Here is a 16,315-nt window from a genome sequence, read left to right on the forward strand (position 1 = left end):
AGAAATTGCAATGCCCGGTTACGCCGATCCCGGCTTTGACACCCTCGCGCTGCACGCGGGCGCCGCCCCCGACCCGGCCACCGGCGCGCGCGCCGTGCCGCTGCACCTGACGACCTCGTTCGTGTTCGAGTCCAGCGAACACGCGGCGGCGCTGTTCAACCTGGAGCGCGCGGGGCATGTCTATTCGCGCATCAGCAATCCGACCAACGCGGTGCTGGAGGAACGCGTCGCGGCGCTGGAAGGCGGCATCGGCGCCATCACCACGGCCAGCGGCCAGGCCGCCTTGCACCTGAGCATCGCCACCCTGATGGGCGCCGGCTCGCACATCGTCGCCAGCACGGCCCTGTACGGCGGCTCGCAGAACCTGCTGCACTACACCTTGCGCCGCTTCGGCATCGAGACCACGTTCGTCAAACCCGGCGACATCGACGGCTGGCGCGCCGCGATCCGCCCGAACACCAAGCTGCTGTTCGGCGAGACCGTGGGCAACCCGGGCCTGGAGGTCCTGGACATCCCCACCGTGGCGCAGATCGCGCACGAGGCCGGCGTGCCGCTGCTGGTGGACTCGACGCTCACCTCGCCGTACCTGATCCGGCCGCTGCAGCTCGGGGCCGACCTGGTCTATCACTCCGCGACCAAGTTCCTCTCCGGCCACGGCACCGTGATCGGCGGCATCGTCGTCGACGGCGGCAGCTTCGACTGGGAAGGCCGCGCCGCGGCCGGCCGGTTCGCCGAGCTCACCGCGCCCTACGACGGCTTCCACGACATGGTGTTCAGCGAGGAATCGACGGTGGGCGCGTTCCTGCTGCGGGCGCGCCGCGAAGGCCTGCGCGATTTCGGCGCCTGCATGAGCCCGCACACGGCCTGGCTGATCCTGCAGGGCGTCGAAACCCTGCCGCTGCGCATGGAGCGCCACATGAGCAACACGCGCCGGGTCGTCGAGTTCCTGGCGGCCCATCCCTTCGTCGCGCGCGTCGGCCATCCGATGCTCGACTCGCACCCGAGCCATGCGCTGGCGCAGCGGCTGCTGCCCAAGGGGGCTGGCTCGGTCTTCAGCTTCGACCTCAAGGGCAACCGGGAACAGGGCAAGAAATTCATCGAGGGGCTGAAGCTGTTCAGCCACCTGGCCAACGTGGGCGACTGCCGTTCGCTGGTGATCCATCCGGCCAGCACGACCCACTTCCGCATGACCGACGAGGCGCTGGCCAGCGGCGGCATCACCCAGGGCACGATCCGGCTGTCGATCGGCCTGGAGGACCCCGACGACCTGGTCGAAGACCTCAAGCGCGCCTTGAAGGCCGCCGAGAAAGCCTGAGGAGCCCCGAATGGAACTCACAGTCAACGGCCACCCGACCTACTGCTACACCGGCGGCAAGGCCTTCGAAGCCACGCGGCCCACCGTCGTCTTCATCCACGGCGTGCTCAACGACCACAGCGTCTGGATCCTGCAGTCGCGCTGGCTGGCCAACCACGGCTGGAACGTGCTGGCGCTCGATCTGCCCGGCCATTGCCGCAGCGCCGGCGAGCCGCCCGAGACCGTCGAGCAGGCCGCCGATTTCGTCGCCGCCCTGCTCGATGCCGCCGGCGTGCAGCGGGCGGCCCTGGTCGGCCACAGCTGGGGATCGCTGATCGCGCTGGAAGCGGCGGCCCGCCTCAAGGAGCGGGTGACGCATCTGGTGCTGATCGGCACCGCCTCGCCGATGAAGGTCTCGCCGGCCCTGCTCGACACCTCCCTGAGCCATCCGCTGAAGGCGATCGAGATGATCAACGTCTTCTCGCGCAGCACGCTGGCGCCGCCGCCCTCCGCGCTCGGTCCCGGCACCTGGGTCTACGGCGCCAGCGTGGCGCTCAACCGGCGGGTGCTGGCCAGCAACGCGAAAGTGAACCTGTTCCACCGCGGCTTCAAGGCCTGCGACAGCTACGCCAACGGCGAAGCCGCGATCGCGGCGATCGCCTGCCCGGTGCTGTTCCTGCTCGGCGCGCAGGACCAGATGACCCCGCCCAAGGCCGCCCAGGCGCTGATCGGCCAGGCGCGCGAGCATGGCAAGGCGGTGCGCGTCGAGCAGTTGCCCGTCGGCCACCACCAGATGACCGAGGCGCCGGAGCAGACGCTGTTCGCCATCCGCGATTTCCTGCGGACATGAGCGCCGTGACGCCCGCGATGGCGCCCGAGCGGGCGCAGGAGATCGCCGCGCGCTTCGACCTGCGCAGCCTGCCGGCGGACTTCCATGCCAATCCCTACCCGGTCTATGCCGCGCTGCGGGAACGCGAACCGGTGCGCCGCATGCCCGACGGCAGCTGGTTCCTCACCCGCTACGCGGACCTGGTGCAGGTGTACCGCGATGCGCACACCTTCAGCTCGGACAAGAAGGTGGAGTTCACGCCCAAGTACGGCCCCGGCTCGCCGCTGCTGCTGCACCACACGACCAGCCTGGTGTTCAACGACCCGCCACTGCACACCCGGGTGCGCAAGCTGATCATGGGCGCGCTGACGCGCCGCGCCATCGCCGGGATGGAGCCCGGGCTCGTCACGCTGGTCGACAGCCTGCTGGAGCGGATCGAATGCGCCGGCGGCGGCGACCTGATCGACGACTTTGCCGCCGCGATTCCGGTGGAGATCATCGGCAACCTGCTGGCCGTGCCGCATGCCGACCGCGCGCCGCTGCGGGGCTGGTCGCTGGCGATCCTGGGCGCGCTGGAGCCGCGCCTGACGCCCGAGCAGCAGGACCTGGGCAACCGCAGCGTGCTCGAGTTCACCGCGTACCTGAAGGAGCTGGTCGCCGAGCGCCGCCGGCGGCCCGGCGATCCCGAGCACGATGTCCTGACGCGGCTGATCCAGGGCGAGGCGGGCGGCGAGCACTTGAGCGAGACCGAGTTGCTGCAGAACTGCGTGTTCATCCTCAACGCCGGCCACGAGACCACCACCAACCTGATCGGCAACGCGCTCGTGGCCCTGCAGGAGTGGCCGCAGCCGAAGTCGGCGCTGCTCGCCGCGATGCAGCGGCTGGCGCACGACCGGGCGGGGCTGGAGGCCGCGCTCGACACGGCGGTCGACGAGTTCCTGCGCTTCGAATCGTCCAACCAGCTGGGGAACCGCCGCGCCCTGCGCGCGTGCGAAGTGGGCGGGGTGCGGCTCGAGGCCGGCGCGCTGGTGACCTTGTGCATCGGCGCGGCCAATCGCGACCCGGCCCAGTTCGCCGAGCCGGACCGGCTGGATCCCGCGCGCGCCGACAACCGTCATCTCGCGTTCGGCTTCGGTGTTCACCAGTGCGCGGGCCTGAGCCTGGCGCGCCTGGAGGGACGCATCGCGATCGGCCGCTTTCTGCGGCGCTTCCCCGGCTACCGGCTCACGCAGGCGCCGGTGCGCGGTGGCCGCGCCCGCTTTCGCGGCTTCCTGCACGCGCCGTTCGCGCTCGAGTGAGGCTGAGCGCGGCTACAGCACGTCGCTCAGGTACACCGATGACAGCTGCCCGCTTTTCCAGAGCCTGGCGGTGGCCTCCGAGTGGGGCAGCAGCAGGTGGCGCATCAGCGGCTCCAGCGCCGTGGACCGGGTGTCGGCCAGCAGCACGTAGCGGGTGTGCTCCTCGTCCTCGATCTCGTTGAGCCGGCCCACCCAGTCGAGCTCGACCAGGGTCTCCAGCACCGGCTCCAGCTGCACGGTCTCCAGCTCCAGGGCCTGCGCCAGCTGCGGCGCGCTCAGGCCGCGGCGCGCCGACGGGCGGGCGTGTTCGAGCTCGCGCAACACCTCGAGCGCCACCTGGAACTGCCAGCCGTGCCCCGAGCGGCGGCGGGTGCCCGTCACCAGGCTTGGCAGATAGGCGGCCAGCACCGCACCCAGCAGCACCACCACCCAGGCGACGTAGATCCACACCAGCAGGATCGGCACCGTGGCGAACGCGCCGTACACCAGCGAATAGGTCGGCACCTTGCCGATGTACCAGGCCAGCAGCCGCCGTGCCAGCTCGATGCCCAGCGCGGCGAACACGCCGCCGGCCCAGGCGTGGCCGCGCCGCACCGGCGTGTTCGGCACGTACCGGTACAGAGCCGCCAGGCCGCCGGCGAGCAGCACGAATTCCATCAGGTCGAACAGCAGCTGCAGCACGCCGGGCATGGCCGCGACCAGTCCGCGCGACGCCGAGACCACGTACGAAGTCAGGCTCAGACTGGCGCCGAGCAGCACCGGCCCGAGCGTCAGCGCGGCCCAGTAGATCAGCACCCGCTGCGGGAACGGCCGGTGGCGTTTGACGCGCCAGATGCTGTTCAGGGTGCGGTCGATGGTGAGCATCAGGGCCAGCGCCGTGACGATCAGGGCCGCCAGGCCGAACGCGCCGAGGCGGTTGGCCTTGCCGGCGAACTGCGTCAGGTAGCCCAGCACCTGGCGCGCGATCGATTCCGGGATCAGGCTTTGCACCAGCCACGCCTGCAAGGCGGCCTGCAGCTTGCCGAAGATCGGGAACGCCGTGAAGATCGCCAGCGCCACGGTGAAGAACGGCACCAGCGCCATCGTGGTGGTGAACGTGAGGCTGCTGGCCGTCAGGCCCAGCCGGTCCTCGCGAAAACGCTCCCGCAATGTCAGCGCCGTGGACTTCCACGGGAAGCGCAGGAGGTCGGCGGGCAGCTGGCGCAATGGCATCGGCCGCTATGATGCCACTGCCCATGCACATGACCGATCCTTTGCCGCTGCCGCCGGCCGTTGCCCTCAGCCGCCGCCTCGCCGTGGCCAGCCTGGTCGGCCTCATCGCGCTGGGGCTCGCCTGGGAGCTGTGGCTCGCGCCGCTGCGTCCCGGCGGCTCGTGGCTGGTGCTGAAAGTGGTGCCGCTGTGCCTGCCGCTCGCCGGCCTGCTGCGCAACCGGATGTACACGTACCGGTGGGTGAGCCTGCTGGTGTGGCTCTATTTCACCGAGGGCGTCGTGCGCGGCGCGAGCGATCGCGGCCTGAGCGCGCTGCTCGCCTGGATCGAGGTGGCGCTGTGCCTGGTGTTGTTCGCAGCCTGCGTGCTGCACGTGAAGAAGCGCCTGAAGGCGAAGACATGAACGGATTGATCGAAGCATTGCGCCAGGTGGTCGGCGCCAACCACGTCCTGGCGGACGGTGACCTCACGGCCTGGGAGCAGGACTGGCGCAAGCGCTCGCGCGGCAAGGCGCTGGCGGTGGTGCGCCCGGGCAGTGCCCGGGAAGTGGCCCAGGTGGTGCGCGCCTGCGCCGACAGCGGCACCGCGATCGTGCCGCAAGGCGGCAACACCGGCCTGGTGGTCGGCTCCACGCCCGATGCCAGCGGCACCCAGGTGGTCCTGAGCCTGCAGCGGCTGAACGCCGTCCGCGGCCTCGACCGGGACAACCTGACGATCACGGTGGAAGCCGGCTGCGTGCTGCAGCGGGTGCAGGAAGCGGCCGAGGCCGCGGGCTTCCTCTTTCCCCTCAGCCTGGCGGCCGAGGGCAGCTGCACGATCGGCGGCAACCTGGCGACCAACGCCGGCGGCACCCAGGTGGTGCGCTATGGCAACGCGCGCGACCTGTGCCTCGGCCTGGAAGTGGTCACGGCCCGGGGCGAAACCTGGCACGGGCTCTCGGGCCTGCGCAAGGACAACACCGGCTACGACCTGCGCGACCTGTTCATCGGCAGCGAAGGCACGCTGGGCATCATCACGGCGGCCACCATGAAGCTGTACCCGGCGCCGGCGGCCCGGCTCACGGCGTGGGCGGCGGTGCCGAGCCTGGACGATGCGGTGCGGCTGCTGGGGCTCGCGCACCGCGAACTGGGCGCCGGCCTGACCGGCTTCGAGGTGATGGGGCAGTTCGCCCTCGGCCTGGTGGCGCGCCATTTCGCGCAGCTGCGGGTGCCGCTGTACGAGCAGGCGCCGTTCTGCGTGCTGCTGGAGAAGTCCGACGACGAATCCGAGGCGCACGCCCGCGAGCAGTTCGAGCGGCTGCTGGAGCGCGCGCTGGAGGAAGGCTGCGTCGCCGACGCCGTGGTGGCCGAGAACCTGTCGCAGGCCAACCAGCTGTGGCACGTGCGCGAAAGCATTCCGCTGGCGCAGGCCGAGGAAGGGCTGAACATCAAGCACGACATCTCGGTGCCGGTGTCGCGCATCCCCGAGTTCTGCCGCGAGACCGACGCCCTGCTGCAGCGCCTGATCCCCGGCGTGCGCCTGGTCAACTTCGGCCACCTCGGTGACGGCAACCTGCACTACAACGTGCAGGCGCCCGAGCAGGGCGACCCGCGCGGCTTCCTGGAGCAGTGGGAAGAGGCGGTGAACGGCGTCGTCTACGACTCCGTGCAGCGCTTCGACGGATCGATTTCGGCCGAACACGGCGTGGGCAGCCTGAAGCTGGCCAAGCTGGAAAAGCACAAGTCGCCGGTGGCGCTGGAGCTGATGCGCGGCATCAAGCGGGCGCTCGATCCGCAGGACATCATGAACCCGGGCCGGGTGCTGCGGGCCTGAGCGGCACGCTGGGATAATCCGCCCATGACCACCCACCCGGTCCGCTCGCAGTACGAAGACTTCATGCGCCATGTCTACACGCATGGCACGTTCAAGACCGACCGCACCGGCACCGGCACGCGCAGCGTGTTCGGCTACCAGATGCGGTTCGACCTGAACGAGGGCTTTCCGCTGGTGACGACCAAGAAGGTCCACCTGAAGTCCATCATCCACGAGCTGCTGTGGTTCCTGGAAGGCTCCAGCGACAACAACAAGCTGCGCGAACGCGGCGTCACGATCTGGGACGAATGGGCGCGCGCGGACGGCGACCTGGGGCCGGTGTACGGCGTGCAGTGGCGCAGCTGGCCGACGCCGGACGGCGGCCACATCGACCAGATCGCCGAGGCCGTGAAGACGATCAGGAGCAATCCCGATTCGCGCCGCATCATCGTCAGCGCCTGGAACGTCGCCGACATCCCGAAGATGGCGCTGGCGCCCTGCCACGCCTTCTTCCAGTTCTACGTCGCGGACGGCAAGCTCTCCTGCCAGCTGTACCAGCGCAGCGCCGACATCTTTCTGGGCGTGCCGTTCAACATCGCCAGCTACGCCCTGCTCACGCACATGATCGCGCAGCAGTGCGACCTCGGCGTCGGCGACTTCGTCTGGACCGGCGGCGACTGCCACATCTACAGCAACCACCACGAGCAGGTGGAGCTGCAGCTGAGCCGCGAACCCTTCGCCTACCCGACCCTGAACCTCAAGCGCCGCCCGCCCTCGATCTTCGACTACCAATACGAGGACTTCGAGGTGGTGGGCTACCAATGCCACCCGGCGATCAAGGCGCCGGTGGCCGTGTGATGCGGCTGGGCCTGGTCTACGCCCGCGCGCGCAACGGCGTCATCGGCAAGGACGGTGCCCTGCCCTGGCACCTGCCCGAGGACCTCGCGCATTTCAAGCGCGTCACGCTGGGTTCGCCGGTGATCATGGGCCGCCGGACCTGGGAATCGCTGCCGCCGCGGTTCCGGCCGCTGCCCGGGCGCCTCAATGTCGTCGTCACCCGGCAGGCCGACTGGGCCGCGCCCGGCGCGCAGCGCGCGGCCTCGCTGCCGCAGGCGCTGGCGGTGTGCGGCGACCGGCCGGCGGCGTGGGTCATCGGCGGCGAGCAGTTGTTCCGTGACGCCCTGGCCGACGCCGAGGTGCTGGAGGTGACGGAAATCGACGCCGACTTCGAGGGCGACGTGCGCGCGCCCGAGCTCGACGCGTCGTGGCGCGAAGTCAGACGCGAAGCGCACCGCTCGGCCGACGGCCTGCCGTTCGCCTTCGTCACCTACCAGCGGCAGCCGCGCTAGTCCATGCGCCTGCTCATCGTCGAGGACGACCGGCCGCTGGGCGAGGCGCTGGCGATGGGGCTGCGCCAGCTGGGGCATGTCGTCGACCTCTTCGGCGACGGCGGCCATGCGGACACCGCGCTGGGCGAGGTGCAGTACGACGCGGTGGTCCTGGACCTGGGGCTGCCCAACGGCGACGGCCTCACCTGGCTGGAACGCTGGCGCGGCCGCGGCCTGCAGCTGCCGGTGCTGATCCTGACGGCGCGCGAAGGGGTGGAGAACCGCATCGCCGGCCTCGACAGCGGCGCCGACGACTACCTGATCAAGCCGATCTCGATCGACGAACTGGCCGCCCGGCTGCGCGCCCTGATGCGGCGCAGCTCCGGCTTCGCGCAACCGGTCTGGCAGCACGGCGCGCTCGAATACGACGCCGCCGCCAAGACCGTGCGCTGGAACGGGCAGCCGGTGGAGCTGACGCCGCGCGAACTGGCGCTGCTCGAAGTGCTGCTGGCCAACCCGCAGCGCGTGCTGTCCAAGGCGCAGCTGCAGGACAAGCTCTATGACTGGAGCGGCGCCGAACCCGAGAGCAACGCGCTGGAGGTGTACGTGCACCACCTGCGCCGCAAGATCCATCCCGGCATCGTGCGCACCGTGCGCGGCGTCGGCTACGCACTGGGCAGCGGGGAGCCCGCACCGTGAGCCTGCAGCGGCGGCTGATGCTGTACCTGCTGGTGTCGGCGCCGCTGGTCTGGCTGATGGCCGTGGCGGTGTCGGTCAACCGCGCCCAGCGCGACGTCAACGAGCTGTTCGACACCGAGCTGATCCGGCTGGCGCGCCAGGTCCAGGTCGTCCTGGGCCACGAGGGCAACGGCGCCAGGCCGCCGCTGTCGATCCACGAGCCGCCGTCCACCGGCGAGGCCGACCTGCGCGATTTCGCGATCGCGGTGTGGGACGCCAGGGGACAGCTGTTCCTGGCCGACCGCGAAGGCGGCGAGCTGCCGCGCCGGCACGACGCCACCGGCTTCGTGACCGAACGGCTGAACGGCGAAGCCTGGCGCGTCTACTACCTGCATTCGGCCGACGGCTGGCTGGTCGCCGCCGGCCAGAAGGCCTACGAGCGCGACGAGCTGGTGTTCGACCTGACGGTGTCGCAGATGCTGCCCTGGGTGCTGGTGCTGCCGCTGCTGCTGCTGGCGCTGGCCTGGGCGGTGCGGCGGGCGCTGTCGCCGATCGTCGGCATCGCCGCCGACCTGCAGCACCGCGAGGCCTGGAACCTCAAGCCGCTGCGGCAGGATGCCGCGCCGGTCGAACTGGCGCCCCTGCTGGGCGCCATCAACGCGCAGTTCGCCCGCATCGACGCCCTGCTCACGCGCGAGCGGCGCTTCACCGCCGACGCGGCGCACGAGATCCGCACGCCGCTGGCCGTGCTGCGCGCGCAATGGGACGTGGTGCGGCGGGCCCGCGACGAGGCCGAGCGGACCGAGGCCCAGGCCCGTTTTTCCGCCGGCCTGGACCGCATGGACCGGCTGGTGACCCAGATGCTGGCGCTGTCCCGGGTCGACTCGCGCGCGGCGTCGGCCGGCGCCGCCTGGGAACGCGAGGTGGACTGGCCCGCCGTCGTCGAGCAGGCGACCAACGAATGCCTGCCGCTGGCCGAGCGGCGCCGCATCGAGTTCGCCTGCGAGTGGCCGGCCGATCCGCGCGAAGCGCTGCCGCTGCTGGGCGACGCCGAACTGATCGGGGTGATGCTGCGCAACCTGATGGACAACGCGGCGCGCTACGCCACCGAGGGCAGCCTGGTGACCCTGCGCTTCTCGCGCGACCGGCTCGAGGTCGAGAACGCCGGCCCGGTCATGGACCCGGCCGAGCGCGAGCGGCTGGGCGAGCGCTTCCGGCGCCCGAGCGGGCAGCAGGAAAGCGGCAGCGGGCTGGGCGTTTCCATCGTGCAGCGCATCGCGGCGCTGCACGGGCTGGCCGTGGCTTTCGGGCCGCGCGAGGACGGCACCGGAATGAAGGTGGTGATCACCTTCGCCGATGCCCGCGCGGCCTAGGGCCGGCGGCGCCTCACCTGCCGGCGCGCGCCTTCTCCAGCAACTGGCGGGCTTCTTCGCGCCGGCCGACGTCGGCGACTTCGCGCCCCGCCCGCGGCGGCGCCTGCAGGGCGCGTTCGAGGTAGGCCACGGCCTGCTCGGGATGGCGGGTCTCGACCAGGTATTCGCCGTAGAAGAAGTTGGGGTCGATGCCCTTGGGATTGAGCGCCAGCGCCTTTTGCAGCAGTTCGCGCGCCTTGGCCTTGTCGCCGAACCCGACCGGCCAGCCGGGCACCTTGTAGTACAGCACGCCCAGGCTGTTGTAGGCGGAGCCGTCGAGCACGTTGCCGTCGATCTGGATCGCCGCCTCGTACAGTGCCTTGGCCCGCTTCACCAGCGACAGCGCCCCCAGGCCGCCGTGCTCGCCGGCCAGCGAGCTCACGATGATCCCTTCCCACACCAGCGGCTCGGCGCGGCCGGGATAGCTTTCGCTCACCTTGTGCGCCTTGGCGGCCAGCGCATCGAAGCGCTTCTCGCGCTCGCCGGGGCTGGTCTGGTAGCGCACGACTTCCCAGTCGCGCTGCAGTTCCGCCACGGCATCCTCGACGCCGGCGGCATGCACGAACGGCGCGGCGAACGCGAGCGCGCACGCAGCCAGCGCGCCGGCCAGGCCCGCGCGGCGCGCGGCCCGGAAGGGCGACTTGGGTTGCTTCATGTGGTGATCCTCTCGGGGGTGGGTTGGGGACTTTGCAGGCTGGCGCTGTGGCGCCGGAAGCTGCCGTCGAGCAGCGTCGGCGCCAGGCCGTTGATGCGCACCGCCAGCTTTTCGGGGAAGCCGAGAAAGCGCTCGGCGCGCTCGTCCTCGAGCATCCGCAGCAGCGCGGCCGCGACCAGCCCCGGCTCGTCGGTCGCGGCGCCGGTGGCGCGGTTGTAGGCCTGCACCTGCGCGTCGTTGAAATCGGTGCGGGTGCTGCGCGGTCCCAGGTACTGCACCCGCACGCCGCTGCCCGCCAGCTCCCGCCGCAGCGACTCGGCGAAGCCGCGCAGGCCGAACTTGGCGGCGCAGTACAGGCTGAAGCCGGGCAGGCCGATGCGGCCCAGCACGGAGCCGACGCACATCACCTGGGCGCGGGGCTGCGCGCGCAGATGCTCCAGCAGGGCCCGCGTGAGCAGCATCGGCGCCAGCAGATTGGTGTGCATCATCGCGCTCATCGCCTGCGCGTCGTGGGCCGCGAGCGCGCCGAACGCCGGCGTGCCGGCGGCGTGGACCACCACGTTGCAGCCCCACTGCGCCGCGGTGTCGGCGAGGCGCTCGATCTGGGCCGGGTCCTGCAGGTCGGCCGCCGCCCAGCTCACGCGCGGCTCGGCGCCGAGGCGGCGCGCCAGCGCCGACAGCCGCGCCGGCGTGCGGCCCGCCAGCAACACCGCCGCGCCCGCCCGCGAGAATGCCGCGGCCGCTTCGCGCCCGATGCCGCCGGCGGCGCCGGTGAGCAGGATCCGCGCCTGGGCCGGCTTCATGCGGCCTCCGGCAGGTGGGCGGCCGGCGCCGGCTGCGGCAGCGGCAGGCTGCGGAAGACATCCCCGTACAGGCGATAGAAGGCGCAGGCCGCGTGCACGATGTCGCCCCGGTCGCGCGGATCGTCGATCCGGTCCATCAGCTCGGCGAAGTGGGCCGTGTGCTCGCGATCGAGCGTGCCGTGCGAGCGCAGGTAGCCGAACGCGGCATCCGGCAGGCCCAGCGCCTGCTGGATGCAATCGGCGGCATGCAGCGCGAGCGCGACGCTCGTGCCTTCCAGCACGTGCACCATGCCGAAGAATCCGAGCGGGTTGCGCCGCGCGATGGTGTCGTAGGCATAGGCCACCATCACTTCCGCCGCGTGGCCGGGCGGGCTGCGGCGCACCGCCTCGGCGTCGGCGCCGCAGGCGGCGATGTCGTCGAGGATCCACTCGTCGTGCCCCTGTTCGTCGGCGATGTATTCGTCCAGCGGCCCGGCCAGCCAGCCGTGGCGCGGCGGCAGCGCCGCCCTGCAGGCGCGCAGCAGGGGCACGGTGTGCCGCACGTGCTGGTAGGCCTCGCCCAGGAAGGCGAGATAGCTGGGCAGCGACACCTCGCCGCGCAGGCAGCCCTGGATGATGGGGGCGGACAGCAGGTGCTCGCGCGCCCCGGCGGACCGCTCCTGCAGTTCGATGGAAAAACGCATGGTGGTTCTTTCGGTGTGATCAGGACAGCTGCAGCGCGTCGGCGTGCGCTCGCAGGATGGCGGCCCGGTGCGGGCGGCCGTTGGGCGTGGCCAGTCCGGTCTGCGGCGTGAACGCGGCACGGGCCCGGGTCCACTGGCGCACCCGCGCGTAGTCGGGCAGGGCCGCGTTGGCCGCGTCGACCGCCGACTGCAGCGCCGCCTCGGGCGCGTCCGGCACCACCGGCCAGAGCACGGCGCTCAGCGCCGGTTGGCCGTCGCCGAACACCACCGCCTGGGCGACCACCGGTTCGCTGCGCAAGGCCTGCTCCACCCATTCGGGCGACACGTTGCGGCCGAAGGACGTGATCAGCAGGTGCTTGCGGCGGCCCTCGACGTGCACGAAGCCGTCGGCGTCGATGCGCCCGAGGTCGCCGGTCGGCCACCATGCCGGTGCCGGCGTCTCGGCGCCGAGGTAGCCGGCCATCAGGCTGCCGGCAACCTCGATCTCGCCGTCGGCGCCGACCCGCACCCGGGCATGCGGCAGCGCCCGCCCGGCGCTGCCCGGGCGGTCGGCGCCGGGCAGGTTCAGGGTCTGCACCGAAGCTCCTTCCGACAGCCCGTAGCCCTCGTAGGCGGGAATCCCCAGCCGGCGCGCCGATTCGAGCAGCCGGGCGCCCACCACCGCGCCGCCGACGGCGACCAGGCGCAGCGAGTCGGGCGCGCGTTGCCGGGTCTGGTGCAGCCAGCCGGCCCAGGCCCGCAGCATCTGCGGCAGCAGGATCATGCTGTGCGGGCGATGCTGCGCCACCGCCGCCTGCAGGCGAGCCGGATCGAAGGTCGACGAACCCGTCAGGCCGACCTCGTGCAGCGGCGGGACCACGCAGGTGGCGCCGCGCGCCAGCGGCGCCAGCACGCCGGCCACGTTCTCCAGCAACACCGGCAAGGGCAGCACGCACAGGTGGCGCCGGATGTCGAGCGGCTGCGTCGCCAGCACCAGGCCCTGCGCGACCGCGTCCATGGCCGCCTGCGACAGGCACACGCCCTTGGGGGTGCCGGTGGTGCCCGAGGTGAAAGTGATCTTGCCGGTGCCGCCGGGCAGGCGCGCCGGCCGCGCCGGCAGCCGCACCACGGCCATCGCCTCGCCGGCCACGTCCAGCGGCTGCGGCGGCGCGGCGCCCAGCGCCGCCGCCAGCCCGGCCGCGTAGATCGGCAGCGCCAGCAGGGTGTCGACGCCGGCGCTGCGAACGGCATGGCTCAGCTGGTCGGGCGTGAAGAAGGCCGGCAGCGGAACGTGGACCGCTCCGGCCAGCTGCGCGGCTCGATCGGCGACGATCCAGCCCGGCCCGTTGTCGAGCAAGGTGGCCAGGACGTGCGTGCCCTGGCCCCGCAGGATGTCGCCGACCTGCCGCGCCTGCGCCTGCAGTTCCTGGTACGTCCACTGGCGGCGACCGGTATCGAGTGCCACCGCGCCGGCGGTGATGATGGCCCCTGGCCGCACGCTCATTGCGGCGCTCCCCGCTCGGCCAGGCGCTGGCGGAAGCGGCGCAAGGCGGGCGCCAGTTCGCCGGCGAGCACCACCGGCCCATGGTCGTAGTAGCTGCCCCAGGCCGCCGCCTCGCCGGTCAACGCCGCGGCGTCGGCCCGGGCCAGCGCCAGCGGCGTGATGCCCAGGCGCGGCAGCAGGTGCCGCAATTCCTGCGTGAGCGTGCACACGATCCAGCGGAAGCCCCGCTGCTCCAGGTGCGGCCCGAGCTGGATCATGAGGCGCCGCCCGGCGCCGGCCCGGCTGGCCGCCAGGTGGCCGATCTCCACGACGTCCGGCCGCCGCGGCGCCGCGTTCAGCCGTTGGGCCAGCACGGCCTCCACCGGCGCGCCCAGGTAACGTTCCAGAAACAAGGCGCCCTCGCCCGCCGGACGGTACCCCGCCGCGGCCACGATGGCGCCGTCGGACGGGTCGCGCAGGCTGACCAGCACCGGCGCGAAGGCCGGAATGCGCGCGCCGAACCGCCGTGCGAAGATGCCGGCGATGAACTGCTCCACCTGCGGCCGCCGCGCATCGTGCGGCCCGTGCAGCTGGAGCCGCGGCGGCGCCAACGGGCCGGTCGGCGCGGTGCGCCGGGAATCACCCGGCAAGAGTGCCATCAACATCCACCCTCCATGGTTGCCGTCCCGCCACGGAACGGCTTCGGGGGCATGGTGCTCAGGGGCCCTTAACCGCTCCTTAATCGCCTCGGACGCAGGCAGTGAATAGAATCGCGCCCAGCCCAACTTTCGAGACCGCCATCCATGTCCTCCGGCACCTTCCACGTCCACGGCCCGCACGACCACGAGCTGGAGCACGCGACGCAGCACGCCGCCCATGGCGAGGCCGGCCACCACGGCATCGGCGGGGGCAGCATGACCAACCAGATCGCCATGTTCACGGCCGTGATCTCCACGGTCGGGGCGATCTTCGCCTACCTCGGCGGGGCGACGCAGGCCAACGCGCTGCTGTACAAGAACAACGCGGCGATCAGGAAGACCGAGGCGTCCAACCAGTGGAACTACTTCCAGTCCAAGAGCACCAAGCAGTCGCTGGCCGAGATCTCGCGCGACCTGTCGCCGGCCGACAAGCAGCCCTCCTACCAGGCCAAGGTGGACCGCTACGAGAAGGAAAAGAAGGAAATCGAGGCCGACGCGCGCAAGCTGGAAGCCGAGGCGAAGCACTTCGACGAGCTCAGCGACGCCCAGATGCACCAGCACCATCGCTGGGCCCAGGCCACGACGGCGCTGCAGGTCTCGATCGCCCTGGCGGCGATCGCGCTGCTGACGCGCAAGAAATGGCTGGAATGGGGCATGTTCGGCGTCGCCGGCCTGGGCGCGCTGATCGGCCTGCTGGCCGCGCTCCACATCTGACGCGCAGGCCCGGCCCGCGATGAAGATCACCACCTGGAACGTCAACTCGCTGACGGCGCGGCTGCAGCACGTGCTGGACTGGACCGCCGCCAATCCGGTCGACGTCCTGTGCCTGCAGGAGCTCAAGCTCACCGACGACAAGTTCCCGCTCGACGTGCTGCGCGGCGCCGGCTACGGCCATTGCGCCGTGTTCGGCCAGAAGACGTACAACGGTGTCGCCATCATGAGCCGGCATCCGCTGCGCGACGTCGCGAAGAACATCGCCGGCTTCGCCGACGAGCATTCGCGCGTGATCGCGGCCACGCTCGACACGCCCCAGGGCGAGCTGCGGCTGGTCAACGGCTATTTCGTCAACGGCCAGGCGCCGGGCACCGACAAGTTCGACTACAAGATGCGCTGGCTGGACGGCCTGCGCCAGTACCTGCGCGCCGAGCTGGCGCGGCATCCCGGCCTGCTGCTGGTGGGCGACTTCAACATCGCCCCCGAGGACCGCGACTCCTGGGACCCCGAGGGCCTGCGCGAGACCATCCACCACACCAGCCAGGAGCGCGCGCACTTCCGGCAGCTGCTGGAACTGGGCCTGGCCGACAGCTATCGGCTGTTCGAACAGCCGCCCAAGAGCTACAGCTGGTGGGACTACCGGATGCTGGGGTTCCAGAAGAACCGCGGCCTGCGCATCGACCACATCCTGGTGAGCCGATCGCTGCAGCCGCAGGTCAGGGCCTGCGCCATCGACCGCGCGCCGCGCAAGTGGGACAAGCCCAGCGACCACGCGCCGGTGACGGTGGAACTCTGACCGGCGGCGGTCAGTCGGCGGCGGCCGGCGCGGGCTGGCGCCGCAGCGCGAACACGCCCGGGTCGTCGGCGTGCTGCGTCAGCAACCGGCGCACCCGCTCCTGCCACAGCGCGCCGAATTGCGCCGCCTCGTCCGCGCTGGCCCGGCCCGAGAGGCAGCGCGGCATCAGTTCGCGCAGGCGCGGATCGCCGGGCACCAGCTCCGCATGCGTCTCCACGGTCACGCTGGCGCCCGTGTCCAGGCGCGTGAACCGCACCTGCGGCACGGCCGCGCCGTAGGCGATCAGCTCGCGCCGGTCGAACCGGCCGCCGATGCCGTGAAACCCGCCTTCGCCGGCCGCACCGGTGAGCATGCCGATCACGTTGCCCATGACGCCCGAGACGCCCTCGTGCGCGCCCTGCGGCATCTCGACCCGCACGCCGCCGCGCTCGGGCAGCTGGCCCGGATACAGCGCGGCCAGGGCCGCACGCGTCATCAGGTAGGCGCCGGCCACGGTGGGACAGGAGTGCCCCGCCAGCTTGACCACATCGGCGTACGTGTACTCGATGACGCCGTCCCGCGCCGCGCCCAGGAAGGCGGCCAAGGGGTCACGCACCGTGATCGTCGGCGCGGCGGAAAAGAAGTCGGGGAAGCCGGAGGCGGTGTTGTCGTTCATGGGGTGGGC

Annotated in this window: 18 protein-coding genes; 11 read left to right on the forward strand and 7 right to left on the reverse strand. The window is 71.6% G+C overall.

Annotation, left to right across the window (positions count from 1 at the left end):
• Positions 1-10: 10 nt before the first annotated feature.
• From VNT59_RS13700 to VNT59_RS13710, 3 genes are read left to right on the forward strand one after another with little or no spacing between them, the layout of a single operon-like run.
• Positions 11-1,315 (forward strand): O-acetylhomoserine aminocarboxypropyltransferase, encoded by a 1,305-nt coding sequence (locus tag VNT59_RS13700; RefSeq protein WP_325498968.1) that lies wholly within the window; start codon positions 11-13, stop codon positions 1,313-1,315.
• Between the two features lie 10 nt (positions 1,316-1,325).
• The gene (locus tag VNT59_RS13705; RefSeq protein WP_325498969.1) at positions 1,326-2,144 is read left to right on the forward strand and encodes an alpha/beta hydrolase; all 819 of its coding nucleotides are present in this window, start codon (positions 1,326-1,328) and stop codon (positions 2,142-2,144) included.
• Positions 2,141-3,421: a cytochrome P450 gene (locus tag VNT59_RS13710; protein ID WP_325498970.1), complete on the forward strand. Its 1,281-nt coding sequence runs from the start codon at positions 2,141-2,143 to the stop codon at positions 3,419-3,421. Before VNT59_RS13705 ends, VNT59_RS13710 begins: the two co-directional genes overlap by 4 nt.
• A 12-nt stretch (positions 3,422-3,433) precedes the next feature.
• Here the strand turns inward: VNT59_RS13710 and VNT59_RS13715 are convergent, their stop codons facing one another.
• Positions 3,434-4,633, reverse strand: a complete 1,200-nt coding sequence (locus VNT59_RS13715) for a YihY family inner membrane protein (protein ID WP_325498971.1) — start codon at positions 4,631-4,633, stop codon at positions 3,434-3,436.
• A 23-nt stretch (positions 4,634-4,656) separates the two neighbouring features.
• Between VNT59_RS13715 and VNT59_RS13720 the strand changes: the two genes are divergently transcribed.
• The 6 genes from VNT59_RS13720 to VNT59_RS13745 are packed head-to-tail and all read left to right on the forward strand — an operon-like array spanning position 4,657 to position 9,801.
• On the forward strand, positions 4,657-5,034 hold the full coding sequence (locus tag VNT59_RS13720) for a DUF2069 domain-containing protein (protein ID WP_325498972.1): 378 nt from the start codon (positions 4,657-4,659) through the stop codon (positions 5,032-5,034).
• Complete coding sequence (locus tag VNT59_RS13725) at positions 5,031-6,443, forward strand: FAD-binding oxidoreductase (RefSeq protein ID WP_325498973.1); 1,413 nt, start codon at positions 5,031-5,033, stop codon at positions 6,441-6,443. The genes VNT59_RS13720 and VNT59_RS13725 overlap by 4 nt, the downstream gene beginning before the upstream one ends.
• A 24-nt stretch (positions 6,444-6,467) precedes the next feature.
• On the forward strand, positions 6,468-7,280 hold the full coding sequence (locus VNT59_RS13730; protein WP_325498974.1) for a thymidylate synthase: 813 nt from the start codon (positions 6,468-6,470) through the stop codon (positions 7,278-7,280).
• Positions 7,280-7,771, forward strand: coding sequence for a dihydrofolate reductase (locus tag VNT59_RS13735; RefSeq protein ID WP_325498975.1), 492 nt, complete (start codon positions 7,280-7,282; stop codon positions 7,769-7,771). Before VNT59_RS13730 ends, VNT59_RS13735 begins: the two co-directional genes overlap by 1 nt.
• A 3-nt stretch (positions 7,772-7,774) precedes the next feature.
• Positions 7,775-8,449, forward strand: coding sequence for a response regulator (locus VNT59_RS13740; RefSeq protein ID WP_325498976.1), 675 nt, complete (start codon positions 7,775-7,777; stop codon positions 8,447-8,449).
• On the forward strand, positions 8,446-9,801 hold the full coding sequence (locus tag VNT59_RS13745) for an ATP-binding protein (RefSeq protein WP_325498977.1): 1,356 nt from the start codon (positions 8,446-8,448) through the stop codon (positions 9,799-9,801). Before VNT59_RS13740 ends, VNT59_RS13745 begins: the two co-directional genes overlap by 4 nt.
• A 13-nt stretch (positions 9,802-9,814) precedes the next feature.
• Here the strand turns inward: VNT59_RS13745 and VNT59_RS13750 are convergent, their stop codons facing one another.
• The 5 genes from VNT59_RS13750 to VNT59_RS13770 are packed head-to-tail and all read right to left on the reverse strand — an operon-like array spanning position 9,815 to position 14,108.
• Positions 9,815-10,495 (reverse strand): tetratricopeptide repeat protein, encoded by a 681-nt coding sequence (locus tag VNT59_RS13750; RefSeq protein WP_325498978.1) that lies wholly within the window; start codon positions 10,493-10,495, stop codon positions 9,815-9,817.
• Positions 10,492-11,298: an SDR family oxidoreductase gene (locus tag VNT59_RS13755; protein ID WP_325498979.1), complete on the reverse strand. Its 807-nt coding sequence runs from the start codon at positions 11,296-11,298 to the stop codon at positions 10,492-10,494. Before VNT59_RS13755 ends, VNT59_RS13750 begins: the two co-directional genes overlap by 4 nt.
• Positions 11,295-11,981: an iron-containing redox enzyme family protein gene (locus VNT59_RS13760; protein WP_325498980.1), complete on the reverse strand. Its 687-nt coding sequence runs from the start codon at positions 11,979-11,981 to the stop codon at positions 11,295-11,297. Before VNT59_RS13760 ends, VNT59_RS13755 begins: the two co-directional genes overlap by 4 nt.
• A 19-nt stretch (positions 11,982-12,000) precedes the next feature.
• On the reverse strand, positions 12,001-13,464 hold the full coding sequence (locus tag VNT59_RS13765; protein WP_325498981.1) for an AMP-binding protein: 1,464 nt from the start codon (positions 13,462-13,464) through the stop codon (positions 12,001-12,003).
• On the reverse strand, positions 13,461-14,108 hold the full coding sequence (locus VNT59_RS13770; protein WP_325498982.1) for a thermostable hemolysin: 648 nt from the start codon (positions 14,106-14,108) through the stop codon (positions 13,461-13,463). Before VNT59_RS13770 ends, VNT59_RS13765 begins: the two co-directional genes overlap by 4 nt.
• A gap of 138 nt (positions 14,109-14,246) precedes the next feature.
• Here VNT59_RS13770 and VNT59_RS13775 point away from each other — a divergent pair, with 138 nt between their 5' ends.
• Both VNT59_RS13775 and xth read left to right on the forward strand, forming a co-directional pair.
• The gene (locus VNT59_RS13775) at positions 14,247-14,855 is read left to right on the forward strand and encodes a DUF4337 domain-containing protein (protein ID WP_325498983.1); all 609 of its coding nucleotides are present in this window, start codon (positions 14,247-14,249) and stop codon (positions 14,853-14,855) included.
• A gap of 19 nt (positions 14,856-14,874) precedes the next feature.
• Positions 14,875-15,651, forward strand: coding sequence for an exodeoxyribonuclease III (gene xth, locus VNT59_RS13780; RefSeq protein ID WP_325498984.1), 777 nt, complete (start codon positions 14,875-14,877; stop codon positions 15,649-15,651).
• Positions 15,652-15,661: 10 nt separating this feature from the next.
• On the opposite strand, the gene VNT59_RS13785 is transcribed toward xth, so the two are convergent.
• Positions 15,662-16,306 carry an FmdE family protein gene (locus VNT59_RS13785; protein ID WP_325498985.1) on the reverse strand — a complete coding sequence of 215 codons (645 nt, stop codon included), beginning with the start codon at positions 16,304-16,306 and terminating at the stop codon, positions 15,662-15,664.
• Positions 16,307-16,315: the final 9 nt, after the last annotated feature.

Source organism: Ramlibacter sp. (assembly GCF_035554825.1).
Classification (GTDB): Bacteria; Pseudomonadota; Gammaproteobacteria; order Burkholderiales; family Burkholderiaceae_C; genus Ramlibacter.

Excerpts from the sequence above, each read along its gene's own strand:
- VNT59_RS13700 (WP_325498968.1), top strand. The coding sequence starts at position 11 with ATGCCCGGTTACGCCGATCCCGGCTTTGACACCCTCGCGCTGCACGCG.
- VNT59_RS13705 (WP_325498969.1), top strand. The coding sequence starts at position 1,326 with ATGGAACTCACAGTCAACGGCCACCCGACCTACTGCTACACCGGCGGC.
- VNT59_RS13710 (WP_325498970.1), top strand. The coding sequence starts at position 2,141 with ATGAGCGCCGTGACGCCCGCGATGGCGCCCGAGCGGGCGCAGGAGATC.
- VNT59_RS13715 (WP_325498971.1), bottom strand. The coding sequence starts at position 4,633 with ATGCCATTGCGCCAGCTGCCCGCCGACCTCCTGCGCTTCCCGTGGAAG.
- VNT59_RS13720 (WP_325498972.1), top strand. The coding sequence starts at position 4,657 with ATGCACATGACCGATCCTTTGCCGCTGCCGCCGGCCGTTGCCCTCAGC.
- VNT59_RS13725 (WP_325498973.1), top strand. The coding sequence starts at position 5,031 with ATGAACGGATTGATCGAAGCATTGCGCCAGGTGGTCGGCGCCAACCAC.
- VNT59_RS13730 (WP_325498974.1), top strand. The coding sequence starts at position 6,468 with ATGACCACCCACCCGGTCCGCTCGCAGTACGAAGACTTCATGCGCCAT.
- VNT59_RS13735 (WP_325498975.1), top strand. The coding sequence starts at position 7,280 with ATGCGGCTGGGCCTGGTCTACGCCCGCGCGCGCAACGGCGTCATCGGC.
- VNT59_RS13740 (WP_325498976.1), top strand. The coding sequence starts at position 7,775 with ATGCGCCTGCTCATCGTCGAGGACGACCGGCCGCTGGGCGAGGCGCTG.
- VNT59_RS13750 (WP_325498978.1), bottom strand. The coding sequence starts at position 10,495 with ATGAAGCAACCCAAGTCGCCCTTCCGGGCCGCGCGCCGCGCGGGCCTG.
- VNT59_RS13755 (WP_325498979.1), bottom strand. The coding sequence starts at position 11,298 with ATGAAGCCGGCCCAGGCGCGGATCCTGCTCACCGGCGCCGCCGGCGGC.
- VNT59_RS13760 (WP_325498980.1), bottom strand. The coding sequence starts at position 11,981 with ATGCGTTTTTCCATCGAACTGCAGGAGCGGTCCGCCGGGGCGCGCGAG.
- VNT59_RS13765 (WP_325498981.1), bottom strand. The coding sequence starts at position 13,464 with ATGAGCGTGCGGCCAGGGGCCATCATCACCGCCGGCGCGGTGGCACTC.
- VNT59_RS13770 (WP_325498982.1), bottom strand. The coding sequence starts at position 14,108 with ATGTTGATGGCACTCTTGCCGGGTGATTCCCGGCGCACCGCGCCGACC.
- VNT59_RS13775 (WP_325498983.1), top strand. The coding sequence starts at position 14,247 with ATGTCCTCCGGCACCTTCCACGTCCACGGCCCGCACGACCACGAGCTG.
- xth (WP_325498984.1), top strand. The coding sequence starts at position 14,875 with ATGAAGATCACCACCTGGAACGTCAACTCGCTGACGGCGCGGCTGCAG.
- VNT59_RS13785 (WP_325498985.1), bottom strand. The coding sequence starts at position 16,306 with ATGAACGACAACACCGCCTCCGGCTTCCCCGACTTCTTTTCCGCCGCG.